Annotated in this window: 14 protein-coding genes; 7 read left to right on the top strand and 7 right to left on the bottom strand. The window is 41.6% G+C overall.

Features of this window, described 5'->3' with window-relative positions:
* Positions 1-140: 140 nt before the first annotated feature.
* Positions 141-1,574, bottom strand: a complete 1,434-nt coding sequence (tnpC, locus tag ABIB50_RS09750; protein WP_429379386.1) for an IS66 family transposase — start codon at positions 1,572-1,574, stop codon at positions 141-143.
* 788 nt (positions 1,575-2,362) lie between these two features.
* On the opposite strand from tnpC, the gene ABIB50_RS09745 reads away from it, so the two are divergent.
* Complete coding sequence (locus tag ABIB50_RS09745) at positions 2,363-2,758, top strand: hypothetical protein (RefSeq protein WP_429379384.1); 396 nt, start codon at positions 2,363-2,365, stop codon at positions 2,756-2,758.
* A 290-nt stretch (positions 2,759-3,048) separates the two neighbouring features.
* Here the strand turns inward: ABIB50_RS09745 and ABIB50_RS09740 are convergent, their stop codons facing one another.
* From ABIB50_RS09740 to ABIB50_RS09715, 6 genes are all read right to left on the bottom strand, one after another.
* Complete coding sequence (locus tag ABIB50_RS09740) at positions 3,049-3,420, bottom strand: hypothetical protein (protein ID WP_429379382.1); 372 nt, start codon at positions 3,418-3,420, stop codon at positions 3,049-3,051.
* A 426-nt stretch (positions 3,421-3,846) separates the two neighbouring features.
* Positions 3,847-4,353 carry a DUF6176 family protein gene (locus ABIB50_RS09735; protein WP_429379380.1) on the bottom strand — a complete coding sequence of 169 codons (507 nt, stop codon included), beginning with the start codon at positions 4,351-4,353 and terminating at the stop codon, positions 3,847-3,849.
* Between the two features lies 1 nt (position 4,354).
* The gene (locus ABIB50_RS09730; protein ID WP_429379378.1) at positions 4,355-5,779 is read right to left on the bottom strand and encodes an ABC transporter permease subunit; all 1,425 of its coding nucleotides are present in this window, start codon (positions 5,777-5,779) and stop codon (positions 4,355-4,357) included.
* Positions 5,776-7,188 (bottom strand): DUF3526 domain-containing protein, encoded by a 1,413-nt coding sequence (locus ABIB50_RS09725; RefSeq protein WP_429379377.1) that lies wholly within the window; start codon positions 7,186-7,188, stop codon positions 5,776-5,778. The genes ABIB50_RS09730 and ABIB50_RS09725 overlap by 4 nt, the downstream gene beginning before the upstream one ends.
* A 12-nt stretch (positions 7,189-7,200) precedes the next feature.
* On the bottom strand, positions 7,201-9,498 hold the full coding sequence (locus ABIB50_RS09720) for a TonB-dependent siderophore receptor (protein WP_429379376.1): 2,298 nt from the start codon (positions 9,496-9,498) through the stop codon (positions 7,201-7,203).
* Between the two features lie 24 nt (positions 9,499-9,522).
* Positions 9,523-10,218, bottom strand: coding sequence for an ABC transporter ATP-binding protein (locus tag ABIB50_RS09715; RefSeq protein ID WP_429379374.1), 696 nt, complete (start codon positions 10,216-10,218; stop codon positions 9,523-9,525).
* Positions 10,219-10,807: 589 nt separating this feature from the next.
* Here ABIB50_RS09715 and ABIB50_RS09710 point away from each other — a divergent pair.
* The 6 genes from ABIB50_RS09710 to ABIB50_RS09685 all read left to right on the top strand — a co-directional run bounded on the left by ABIB50_RS09710 (position 10,808) and on the right by ABIB50_RS09685 (position 13,374).
* Complete coding sequence (locus ABIB50_RS09710; protein WP_429379372.1) at positions 10,808-11,200, top strand: single-stranded DNA-binding protein; 393 nt, start codon at positions 10,808-10,810, stop codon at positions 11,198-11,200.
* Positions 11,201-11,284: 84 nt separating this feature from the next.
* The gene (locus ABIB50_RS09705) at positions 11,285-11,761 is read left to right on the top strand and encodes a hypothetical protein (RefSeq protein ID WP_429379370.1); all 477 of its coding nucleotides are present in this window, start codon (positions 11,285-11,287) and stop codon (positions 11,759-11,761) included.
* Between the two features lie 53 nt (positions 11,762-11,814).
* Complete coding sequence (locus tag ABIB50_RS09700; protein ID WP_429379368.1) at positions 11,815-12,381, top strand: hypothetical protein; 567 nt, start codon at positions 11,815-11,817, stop codon at positions 12,379-12,381.
* Entirely contained in the window at positions 12,378-12,962 is a 585-nt protein-coding gene (locus ABIB50_RS09695; protein ID WP_429379366.1) for a PRTRC system protein E, read from the top strand. Before ABIB50_RS09700 ends, ABIB50_RS09695 begins: the two co-directional genes overlap by 4 nt.
* Positions 12,963-12,978: 16 nt before the next feature.
* Positions 12,979-13,197: a PRTRC system protein C gene (locus ABIB50_RS09690; RefSeq protein ID WP_429379364.1), complete on the top strand. Its 219-nt coding sequence runs from the start codon at positions 12,979-12,981 to the stop codon at positions 13,195-13,197.
* Between the two features lie 3 nt (positions 13,198-13,200).
* The gene (locus ABIB50_RS09685) at positions 13,201-13,374 is read left to right on the top strand and encodes a hypothetical protein (protein WP_429379363.1); all 174 of its coding nucleotides are present in this window, start codon (positions 13,201-13,203) and stop codon (positions 13,372-13,374) included.
* Positions 13,375-13,379 lie beyond the last annotated feature (5 nt).

The following is a 13,379-nucleotide window of genomic DNA, read 5'->3' as shown; positions in this document are numbered from 1 at the left end:
GGCATTAAAAATATAAATCGCTTACAACTAACTTATCTTCATCATCTTTTCCTGATCAGCTACGGCAGCTAAGCAAATCATTTTCCCGGTTATTTCACAACAAATTAACTGATTCGTCACGAATTTAAAATAAATTGTAACTATTCAGCACCTAAGTTAGCGATTAAAGAAAGAGCATAAAAGACATCATTTCCAGATTTAATAGTTGTATCGATAACAGATCGCAGCACAGCAAAGCCATCAGCACCATCTATAGACCGAAAGCCACCGGATATTTTTTGTTTGACTTTGATGTTTCTAATGGCCCTTTCGGAGCCGTTGTTATCCGGGGGCACATCGTTGTAGTATAAAAAGCAAAGTATATAGTGGCTGATTTTGCGCAGTTTTTTTTGCAGTCTAATGGCTAATTTGTCCTTATCAGGCAATTTATGCCCGAGTAAATTGGCAATAGAATCCGCTAACTCACATCTTGTCATGTTGTCCGATCCGGCACCTGCCGGATCATAACCGGCTTCATTGTTTAATGCAATTGCCCGTTTAAGTAATAATTTTAAAGATCCGGCCCAATCGCTCGCGTGTACTTGAACGATATAATTCAAGTCCCTAAACAAATGAGCCAGGCAGATTTGATGATGGACAGCTTCACACCTGAAGTGCGGAGCCCAACGGTCATGTACCAGCACGACATCAGGCAAGCCCTCCGGGAATGTTTTCTGAATGGTTTTATATCCCCTGCTTTGCGATTGTACAATAAAAGTTAATGCGTCATTCTGCCAGGTCCAGAACCAATGGGTTTTGCCATTTATCTTTGCACCCGTTTCATCGGTTCCCAGGCAGGTGGATTTTTCAATCCTGTTTTTTATTTCCTGGTACATCGGCAAAGCCTTTGCAGTAAAGCGTTGCAATAAACCTACAATCCCCCCCTGGCTTATTTCCAGGCCCATTACCTTGCTGTAAAACTCTTGTATCCGTCCAAATGGCATATATTGACGCACATTCAGATAGGCCGTTAATGCTTCAATATGACAGCCATACTGAATATTGGCGTTTACATTTATAGGGAATTCACATTTAGTAATGTGGCCGCAGGAACAGGCTTTTGAGAATATTTGATGCTCAGTACAAATAGCTACAGGTTTAGGAATATCTATTACCTGACGTTTACTTAACGCTATGGCGGGCACTTGAGTTAAGTCATCACCACAACGATGGCAATATTGTGGGACATGGATAATGATTTCATCAGCAGCAGCCCAGAACGCTAACGTTGAGCCCTCATGCCCTGGTTGCCCGCCTGCTTTTTTACCGCTTTTCTCCCTTAAGCTTTGATTGCGTTTGGGCTTTCCCAAATCCACAGAAGGCGGAGTATGGGAATTATTACTATTCTTCCGGTTCTTGTAAACAGATAATTCATTTTCCAAATCATCTACACGCAATGTTAGCGTTGATATTTGGCCTGCCTGCTTTTCTATAATCAATTCAAGGTTACCCGCATGAACCAACAAAGCCGAGATCTGTCCGGCCTGTTTTTCATTAAGTTCCGCAAGTGCTTTTATGGTGTCGTCCTTAGACAATGTTTTTGTTTTTACGCTTACGTAAATATCAAGATAAACATTCTTAGTAGTACATTTTACAGCAAAAGCATATCAACACAAAGACAGTTCTTACCAACCGGCTTTGTGAACAACCTCTTAATTTTCGAAATCCTAAGCCAAATTTGTTGATAACCCTGTTTTTAATTGTTTTAACCAATTTTAACCTGAATAGTTACAATAAATTAAACTGTTTTTAATGCAATAAAGTTGCTAAATTATCAAATAGGCTAAATGTACCTTATAGCATTCACTGAAAGCTTCTTATTATTGCTAATAAACAATTGCGGAAATAGCAGCTCAACAGGTTGAGGCCACTGCTGATTATTTGCCCGACTCCGTCGACTGACAAATAATTTAAAGACAATAGCTAATTATCCCTTTTACTTATAACAAAAAATGGCTTTCCTAATCATGAAGATATCAGAGCGACGTGATTAACGCCAGTTCCTGCTCCGGAGGAGTTTATAGAGGAACTGATCGCATTTGAATCGTAAGATCCGACATTTTTTCGCCCGATGACGATCTTTGTTATACTCATAGAAAATTATGCTGTAGGAGTTGCGTCTTCGTTAAAATGTCGCGCCGGGTATTAAAGAAAAAAACATCGTCAAAGAATGAATACAGCATTAGAGACGATTGCCGAATTTACTGAAAAGCTTCATTGTAAAGTGTTGAATCCCGAATCAATAATAAAGTTATTTATTAATTTTTAAAGCAATTTAGTTGCGTTAACAATGTATATATTTGTTTTTATGTTTTAGATGACAATGAGCAAAAAAAGGGTGGTGTATGTTATTTTGTCTGCAAGAGCCGGTATGGATAGGTTAGTCTATAACATTTTACCTGAATTAGAAACAGGCATGCACCATTTTGAAGTTGCGGGCATCTGTCTTTTTGATGAAAACGCACAACTCCTTAATTCAAACGAATCAGTTGGTCGACGGTTGGTTAAATTGTCCGATGATAGGGATATTACTTTGATGATCGCTGAAAAAAAAGACATGACAGGTTGCACGGTTTCTTCCAGTGCAACTTTGGGGAAACGCCTCACTCCCGTAGAATGCCCGGTCATTACGGTAGCTGGAGGTGAGCACCTAGCCTGTTTTCCGGATATCTACGCTGCTATAGGAACCCCCAGGCCAGATCATATAATATCATTGTAGCAATTCAACTTGCCTGGATAGATTCGCTCAAAATCAACTCAGTAGCAGCACTATTTTACAAGTGATAATACATGCCAATTACATTGCTGAGCAATATTTTTCAACGAGAGGTTATAAATAAATGCAATATATTGCTTTATTTTAAACAGTTACATTTACCGCTCATTAATTTTATTTCTTAATGCTCCAGACCTCATTTTTTAATTTATCGCAGCCCTTTCATACGACTTTGGTGATTACTGGTCCTTGTAATAAGAAAGTATTTCTGGCATCAAATATAGTGGAACTCACTAATTGGTTAATTCATAAATTTTTCGAAAATAACACACGTATGTAAATTGGCTTATAGAAACGATTTTTTTAAATGACCAACCTAATTTGCTCATGTAGTTAATGGCATTAATGTCATTGGTAAAATTGTTAATGCTATCTAACTTATTAATTATACTGGGATTATTTGAATCTAAAAGATCTTTTTTATCTCCATAATTTATAGAAATTAGTTGTCTGTGCTCTGATTTCCAAATAACAGTTAACCTGCAAAATTTTTCAACTTTGTTTTGAGCTATTGCAGTATTGAAAACAAAAATGTTAATTAATATTATAGTAAAAAGTTTGAAATAATTTGGAACACCTGGTTCCTTGAGTTTATTAGCATTCATTATGTTAAAAGTTATTAGTGGATTTCTTAAAATAGTAATTAATGCATTAGTTATGAAGCCTAATTTAAATACTGATCATCCCAGCGTATAATGCTGAATGTGCTGCACTTTTCAGGATTATCTGCTTGGATGTCGTTGTTATGAATTGAAGTAATGGAAATACTATGTGCCGGATAGCAGTGAAAAATATTACAATAACCTCTTTAAAAAGATAAATAAAGTGTCCGCGATAAAAATGTTTTTTTGATAGCATTTTACTTAATAAAAGCATTTACTACATTAAGCAATAATATATATAAATATTAACAAACGCAACAAAGTTACATTATAAACTGTTTTTCTTCTCATTATGCCCCAATTTATCAACTTGGTTTTACAGGGCTATAAGCAGGTAATGCTTAAAACCAGGGTTGCATAATTTTTCGGTTACTTAAAAGATGATTGGTGTTTTGCTATACTGTGCTCAATAAAATCAGGCATGAGCGTAAACTCAGTTTTTAACACGCTGCGTGATCCTTTAACGAGTATTTGTTTCATATACTCATTATGTTTTTTATCGATGGACATAGCTGAAGTAACGGATGTTTTTCCGCCTTCGGCGCTCACGGTCAGCCAATAAATTACATGGGGTTCGCGAACAGTATCCCTAAAGACCGATTCGTAGTACATACGTTCCCGTTCCAGTGTTTTAATCATGGGCTGGTAGGCGCTATGATGCCAGTTTACCCATTCCTGATAAACCGGCATAGTTTCCGGGTTCAGGCTAAAACGGTATAATGTCGCTTTAACCGGATAAGCGGTTTTATCATGAAATAGCGGATTGCTTTCGGCTTTTGCAGCATAAAAAAAATTAGATCCTGAATTTGCTAATGTGGTAAGTATCACGCCAAACGCAGTACCCAGCAATACTAAAAAGATAGATTTATAATTCATACTATTTAAATAATCCTTTTTTAAAGACAATTAAAGATAACAGTGAAAAGCCGGCGGCCCCAATAAACAGAGCGGTCAACCTTTTATTAATTTCAGTAAAATTGATCTTCGGTTTGAACCCGGCCACCGGTAAGTTATTAAATTCTTGATGGGTCAGCACATCGTGATGTAAGTACGTACGCCCGTCCAGGTAATCCCGCCAGGCAGAAAAATGATGGTAAATACTGTTGTCGTAAACAAACATCTGTTCCATATCGCTGGCCGCGGCACGGTTAAATATGGCCTGGGCAGTTAACGCCGGTGAATAATAATCAAATGCATCGGCGACTTTGATACGTGCCTGAAGCTTTTCCTGATATTGAATTTCTAAGGGCTCAACTTCCTTATCAAGCAGCAAATGGACAGCTCTCATCCAACGTGGGTTGTACCAACCCCCGGGAAATGTATCTTTAGGCATGTTGTTATATTGAGGATACGCTTTGTAAAACTCCACGGAAAGCGCACGCCTGGAGATGTTGAATACATGCGCGTTGGATCTCTGAACAGCGGCAACCAGATCCGATTTAGTCCCCTGCGGATACCGGGCATTGATTACTGCGGTAAAAGCGGCCGGCAAAGCCAGGCAAAAAAACAGCCAAATACTGATAAGAATAAGTGCGTTAGTACCTGATGACCAGTGAAAGGCGATAACCAAACTGATAATTGAGGCCCAGCCTAGCATATATAATAGGGTTACAGCTAATAGATAGATCAGCCTTGCATCACCAATAGCGCTGGTTATAATTGCGCCGATAAAAACAATCAACCATCCCAATAGCACAGTTATGCCTAACCGGAGTATTAATTTGATCATAATTATGCTAAGCACGTTAACCTTTTGAAGGGCCAGTAAAGAAAATGTTCCGTTCTCCTGTTCTGCACTAAGCAGATTATAACTGATCAGCAAGAGATACAACGGCAGTAAAAAAACGATGATAAAACTAATATCCAGGTGGCCGGCAAATTGCTTCCGGGGGTTAACAATTTCGCCGGATAGCGTTTTATTCTCATATCCACCGGCGTAACGGTTATAGAAATAGGTACCTATCGTAATGCTCACTGCAAATTTATGCAGATCCCGCTGCCCAAACGCCAGCGCGGCCATACCATCAGGACGGTTGGCATGAAGCGCGTATAGCCAGTCATCATAATGCCATGATGCAACGGTGTCCTGTTTATCAAATTTCTTTTTTACCACTGACATATTGCTGTCAATACTTTGCTGTAACAAGGCTATTTTTTGCTGCTGTTCATGTACCTGGCCGTTACCATAAACAGCGGCATACCATCCTATTACCAGCATCAACGCGTTTAAAAACCAGAATATACGGCTCCTTACTAACTGTTTCCAGTCAAACGCAATTATGGTCATCAATTGCAGATTCATAAATGTTTAGCGGTTAATGTTAAGATCAGCCCGGTACAAATCAAACACCATAAACCTAAAGCAATGAATGCCGGAGCTTCCTGTAGGAGAATAGAACAAAGTTTAGGTTCTTTATAGCAGAAAGGTGCAATTGATCTGAAAACATCTTTACCAAACGGGGTTGTCCAATCGCCGCTCCGGGTATGGGTAGCCATAAATGCATTCATTTGGTTAACAAAATAAAGCCGGTAATCTTCGGTATTATCCTGGAAACGGGTAAACTGCAGGTAATCAGTTCCGCTCAAAGCCATACTGGTTGATTGTATGGCCTGGTAAGGATCTATAAAAGCACAGACTTGCGCGGCGCGGTTTTGCCGGTTAAATATTGCCCTTACTTCACCGACCCTTTTTCGATATACCGATGTCGTATACTTTTCACTTTCTACCATCGCAACTGCGTCAAAATTTACCGGCAATGCTTTTACACTATCAACATGGTATTTTTTAAGTTGCCGGGCAAGTAATATAACCCGTCTTTTATCATTCGGGTCATGTCCGTTCAGCCCGTTTTCTTCATCATGCTTAACCTGGCTGGCATAAGTATATTGTGAAGGAGCGCGATAAAGCAGGCTGCCGGTATTACCTGCCAGTTTAGGTATGATAATACAGCCCATCACCCAAAGTGCCAGCAGTTTAATGAGCGACGAACGGCTGCTATGGCTATACGCTGAAATAATTATGCTCAGAATAATGACCACCGCGGTATATAATCCATAACTGATCATGAGCAAAAAATAGCGTAATACAATGTCTCCTGTATCCGCCTGTGGTTGATGTGGTAAAATACACGCAACAATGATAAACACCGGTAAAAGGACCAGCCATATGGCGCACCAATATCCTGCCGATTTTCCCGCAGCTAACTGCCGCATGGATACCCCTTGACCAAGTATCAATTTTAGGGTGCTGTCCTCCTTTTCTTTACTGATCGCGTTAAAACATAGAAATATAAGCAGCAATGGCAGAATAGTTTGTAACAGGAAGGCTGGTGTTAACTCGCCGAAGCGAAGTAGTGCGGTAGCATCTTCCGCCTGCGTGAACTGGAAATCATCAGATTTATGCGGCTCGAGAAAAACGGATGTGCCGGTGTAATTATCCAGGCCATTGTCAAACAAACTTAGCGGTGTTTTAAGCCGGTAAACAAAATTACCAAAATGGGCAGCTTTATGGGGATTTTTCGGGCTCTGCGCAAGCCAGTTCTTCCGGCTGGCTGCCTGCGCCGTCACGCGTTCCCGGTTCGCCTGTTGTAAAGTCTGTAGGGATATTATTAACGCCAATGACAAGACAATAAAAACAACAGCAGCGATGATCCAGAACCTGCCATCCCTGAATAAGCCTTGCATTTCCTTTTTTGCGATAGTGCCTACCATATTAGTTAATAATTACCAATTGTAATTTAAGCTAAATTGAACGCTGCGCGGAGTGCCCTCAAAATAATAGGACGGGCTAAACGTGCCTAAGGCATAACGCTTGCCGGTTAAATTAAATCCATTTACCGCCAAACCGAACTTTTTATACTGATAGCTAACTAAAGCATCGAATACATTATAGCCCGGCAAAGTGAGGGTATACGCCGTGCGCTGACTTTGCGTACGATAGCCAAAGCCCAATTTTACAGCATTAGTTGGTTGCCCTATCCGATAAGTGGTCCATAAGCTAAAAGCGTCCCGGGGTGTATCGCCAAAGCCGCCGCCGGTTTCATCAGCTATGTTATTTTTCGCATAATTGGCTAATATGTTCCAGTTTGTGGTCAACACGCCGGTCAGGGTAACCTCCAGGCCTTTACTGGTTACGGAACCAACCGTGATTTGTTTTATTCCGGCAGGGTCGGCAGGATCAGGCCTTAAGGCATTTACTTCATGTATATGATAATAGGTTATTGTTGGCAAGAGGCGCTTATTCAGGAATTCTCCTTTTACGCCAAATTCATATTGTTTAGCAGTTAAAGGGGGGAAAGGACCACCGGCTGCCCGACTGTTCGAAGATTGTGGCTGAAATGCCTGGGAATAGCTTCCATAAAAAGACAGCGTGCTACCAGGTTGATAGACTAAACCTATTTTTGGTGTCACCGCATGCGCATTTGATGAATCAGGAGAAGCTGTTCCGCCAAATACCCCGTAATAGGTGCTTTGATATTTATCGTAACGCAAAGCCAGAAGTCCTTTTAATTTATTTGAAAAGGTTAACTGGTCCTGAAGGTAAGCTGCTGTAGAGCGCGTAGGACCATAATTCTCGGCGTCCGATTGATAGTAAACATTTGCGGCGGTATGTAAAGCCGGCGGATAACTGCTGTTAGTTGAATTAAAAATATCCTTATAATAGGTGAAGCCAGTTGGATAATTTTCAGTTGAATTATTATAATCAAACCCAATTACCAAACTATGCCCTACTTTACCGGTGTTGACTTTATAATTTAAATAGGCATTAATCGCATAGCCTTTTAAACGGCCGTTATATAATTGCAGGTACCGGCTTACCGCAGTAGGCGAGACTGACAGATCGCCGGCTTCGTAAACGCTCGCATCGGTACTGCGCCGGGCAGCGCTAAGCCAGAGATTTCCACTTAAATTTTCACTGAAATCATGTTTTATATTTAATTGCTCCTGGATACTTTTTGAATTGTACTTGCCATCGTCTGAACTATATTTAAACTGGTAAGGTACAGCGAATAATTGACCGTTTATCACCGGCAGACCAGTTGAAAATGAAGTTTCGGTACCTAAACGTAAAATGGTTGTTGAGGTTAATTGTGTTTTATTATCAATATCCCAGGTTATTACCGGCGTTACAACCGCGTTGCGGTTTTTAAAGTCTTTATAATAATAGCCGCCATTTTCTAATCCGGCACTTATCAGTCCGGTTAAAGATTTAGACTGGTTAAGCGGACCGGTTATATTAGTTTGAAAACGGGTCAGGCCGAAACTGCCGACCGTCAAATTAGCATCTGCGTTAAACTCTTTTTTGGGCTTTTTGGTAACTATATTTATCGTGCCGCCAATCGCCCCATTACCATATAAGATTGACGAAGCCCCCTTTAATACCTCCACATGATCAACATAAGGCATTTGCGGTGATTCGTCCAATCCGTAATAACCGTTACGTTGACCGTTGATCATAAAATTATTACCAGTTGTTAAAAAACCGCGTATGTTGACATAATTGTAGTCACCTTGTTCGGTTATACCCGCTACATCCTTAAAAACATCGTTTAAACGGTAAACTTGCTGCTCGTTCATAACCGTCTTTGAAATTACTTGTATCGCCTGTGGAATGTCTTTTAACGGTGTATTGGTTCGGGTACCCGTTTCAGCGTTCAACCGGGCATATCCAATATTGTTGCTGGACCGGATAACGACTTCGGTTAACGCGGTTTGTGCCTCATTTAATTGCAAATTGACCGTTTTAATTTGACCATTTTCAATTAGAATGTTTTGTCTTGAAGCCGTAAAACCTACACCGCGTGCCGCTAATACATAGGTTCCCGGTTTTATGTTCCGGATTAGGAAAACCCCGTCATCGTCGGTCTTGGAAGAGGAATTGCCGATAGTGACTGTTATAGCCGGCAGTGGTTGCCCTTTGCTGGAGGTGATAGAGCCGCTTATACCGCTTAGGGTATTCTGCGCAAATGCAATTGAACTGATAAATAAGAGGAGTGTTATAGCTAGTAGATCTTTCTTCATTTTTGTTTGTTTTAAGGTGTATGATCAAATGGTTTCGAGATAAAGTTTTTGGAGGTTGCTGGCATTAATGTCAGCGGCTTTTAAATTATGCACCAGTTTACCCTGTTTCATAATACCTATGGTGGTGCCAACATTTACCGCATTGAAAATGTCGTGGGTAGCCATCAGGATCGCTTTCCCGTTGCCGGCAAGTGTTTTAACGGTCGCCGTAAACTCATTAATAGCTTTAGGATCTAAACCGCTGGTGGGCTCGTCCATTAAGATCGCTTCTGCGTTCTTGGCCAGGGCAATGGCTATGCCCACTTTCTGCCGCATACCTTTACTAAAATTCTTAAGTCGCTTACCGTGTGCCTCCCGCTGTAATCCGCATTGATCAAGAAAGACCGCTAAGGTTTTTTTAGCGTATTTGAACCCCGCAAGCCGGCTGAAATAGTCCAGGTTTTCAATAGCGGTAAAGCTGCTGTATAGCATCACAACTTCGGGTATGTAAGCTATATATTTACGGGTAGGGTTATCGCCCGCTGACACTTGTTCACCATTGATGAATGCCTGCCCGGAGTCAGGAGCGATAAAACCTAAAAACAAATTGATGGTCGTGGTCTTTCCTGCACCGTTCTGCCCAAGTAAGCAATACACTTCGCCTGGTTTTATTTCCAGGTTGAGGTTATCTAATGCTAATTGTGACTCATAGGTTTTTGTTAATGAAATTGCTTTAAGCATAGTGGTTCAAAATTTCGCAGCCTTCGGATGTATTTTTTGCTAAAAAACAAACATACGTAATAAAATTTAAAAGCAACATAGTTGCAATTGATTTATTTGCCAAATCGGCTTTTTTTCTATTGTTGCCTTATTAAAAATATTGATGATTTTAATGTTGAAAGGTCGACGAGCCTAAACGACTTAGTGAGCATTCATTCGCAACTTGACCATTAATACAAAATATTGATGCCGATGCCGTCCGGCCCGGGCTGTTCGTTCCAATCTTTTTCCAAAAGGATTTCCCCTGCCATCCCTAACGGGGATTAGGTTTTGGGGATGGGATACCTATGATCATTTTTTCGAAACGGGTAAAAAGCGCAGCTAAGGTCGAGCCCGTATGATCTTTGGAGTAGGCCAAAAGACTACGGCATAATTCATCACGCGCTCCGCTTATTCTTCACCCTCCGGGACTTATTCCGTTTCCTTTTGGCTGGTTTCCGGGCACTCTTTTTTGCTTTCTTTTTAACCGTTTTCTTTTAAAAATGACACACACAGACAAACGACGAAAGAAGCAACTAATAAATATTTATTCATTAAAAACAAAAAGACAATGGAAATCACAGGCAGAATGACCGCAAACGCAAATGTAAAAGACATTAAAGGCGGAAAAAAAGTAACCGAATTCACCATCGCTATCAATGACAGCTACCGTCCCAAAGACGGTGAAAGGGTGCAAATCACGACCTATATCGAATGTGCCTACTGGCGCAATGCGGGTATAGCCGAATACCTGAGAAAAGGCACACTGGTGACCGTGAGCGGCAGGCTTGGCGCACAGGCATGGGTGAACAAGGACGGCGAACCGAAAGCCACCATCACCTTTAACGTGGGCGAAATCAAAATCCTCGGCAATTCCGGTAAAACCGGAACCGAAAGGGCAGATACCGCAGTGGTAAAGAAAGAAGTAGCAGCAGGCGCAAATGATGACGACCTGCCATTCTAAACCAAACCCATAGCCGTCCAGGGTAATCCTGTACGGCTTATTTAACAATCTCCAAGACAAAAGCAATAATTAAAGAAAGATACAATGGCAAACTGGTGCAGCAATACGGTCGTGTTCTTAGGCGAACAAGACCAAATACAAGGAATAGCACGACTATTTACCCAAATGGCGGCTAAAGAGCAAAAAGAGGACAAAGGGCAACTACCTGATTTTATTTCAGCGCAGGCAGACTGGTTCTTTAGTATCGGGTGGGAACAAGATGTCTTATATTATGAAACAAAGTGGTCACCTAATTTGAGCGTGGTAAAAGCCATAGCCGACCATTTCGGCGTAGGTTTTATCGCAGGTTATAGCGAAACAGGCAATTTGGTTTTCGGTGAAGCGACCTATGAAAACGGGCTACTGTCCGATACTTTTCTCGACAATGACGACTTCCTGCTATTTGAGCATGATGAAGAAAGCGACACCTACATTTTCGAGGATGACCGCTATGCTAGTTACGACGAGATTCTAGAAATACTGCTCGAAAGAAAAAAAGCCATTCAATCCTTAGCATCATGAAAAACCACACCCTCAAAGGTTTTGAAAGATTTACCGCTTAAAAACACCAAAGCATGACACGATCAAATCTATATGTTACCCTGAGCGATGGCGAACAGGTACAATGCGTTGCAGACAGCAGCAGCGCACCTGAACAGGGCTTTATCGTAGAAACCCTCCTTCTACCGCTCTTATCCCTGAACAATTCCGAAAAGGAACTGGCCCTGCTCGAAAAGTATTGCAGCATGAACGAACTGCGGGTAAACGCCACTTATCGTTATGACCTCAACCTGCCTAAAAAAAGGGTATTCTTTGCCGAGGAAATTTATGTCCCCCGTTTCGATACCTTTCATTACGGCGAAGTACTGAACGACCGATATACCGCCTATCTCCAACAGGAAACACCTTTGGAAACTGACATTAAGCAACAGTTTAAACACCTGTCCAACGAGGAACTCATCAACAGGACTAATGTCCTTCCCGACTTTAAATGGGACGACGAGGGCGTGGAACTCCAACGCAGGCGCAGGGTTTCCGGCTGCACATTCGATTATGAAATGCGGGGCAACACTTTAATTATCCTGCGGGACAAACGGCCAAACTCAAAGCATAAAATCAATCATTTAAATCAACAGCCATGACAACGAATTTTTTTCAACACCTAGCAACATTGCAAGTACCGGGAAAATGGAACATGACCATTCAAACCGACGAAAAGGGCAACTTTACCCTATCCGCTTTATTTACAGCTCTGCATAATGCCGATAATGCCACCAAAATCATACCGCCCATGCTGCTGAAAGGCAATGCGGAAGAACTGGATAACGGCTTTTTTGAAACCATTACGCAGCCAGTACAGCAGACCGCAGGGCTATACAACAACCTGAATGCTTACGGGAAAGAATTGGAAAAGGCTCGACTGGCCTCCAAAATGGAACAAGACAAAAAGGCAAAAACAGCCAAACCCAAAGCCCAACCTAAAATGGGTGGCGAGGATAACAACATCGAAGTAGGCGAACCTAAACCCGATAAGGAAGAATTAAGAAAGGCGTATGATGAAGCTATTAAAAATATGGCCGACCTGGATAGCCGTTGCCTTTACGAAGAAGCCCTTGCCATCCTGCCATCGGTAACCGAATACCCTGACAAAGGCGCAGAACTGGCGAAAAAGAAGGCCGACCTAGAGCGCAAAAGAGAACAGAAAAAACAACTATTATTTTAATTAAGAAAAACGAACCATGTTACAGACCACCGCATTAACACGCATATTCCTGCACAAAGAGAACGGCACGGAAGTGCGCCTGAACGACCCCGGCGATACATTCAGCCCGGAAGCCGTCCTGAACTTCTACGCCGGAACATACCCTATACTGACCACCGCCAAAATCATCGGGCCGGACATCCAAAACGACGAACTACAGTACCGTTTTGAAAGCACGATGGGCACTAAAGGATAACTTATGAAAACACCAACGCAACGCAGAGTAACGATCAAAAAGGAGAACGAGCAATGGAACTTGCACCAGCAATTCAGAAAATTCACAGAAGCCATAGACCGCCTGCCCGATGCAGCGCAGGTGCAGCGCAACCCCGCACGAAGCGCACCGCAGGGCATTGTGCCAATGGTTTTCTAAGACAT

The sequence above is a fragment of the Mucilaginibacter sp. UYCu711 genome (assembly GCF_050433825.1).
Lineage (GTDB): Bacteria > Bacteroidota > Bacteroidia > Sphingobacteriales > Sphingobacteriaceae > Mucilaginibacter.
This window is presented reverse-complemented; position numbering and strand designations above follow the sequence as displayed.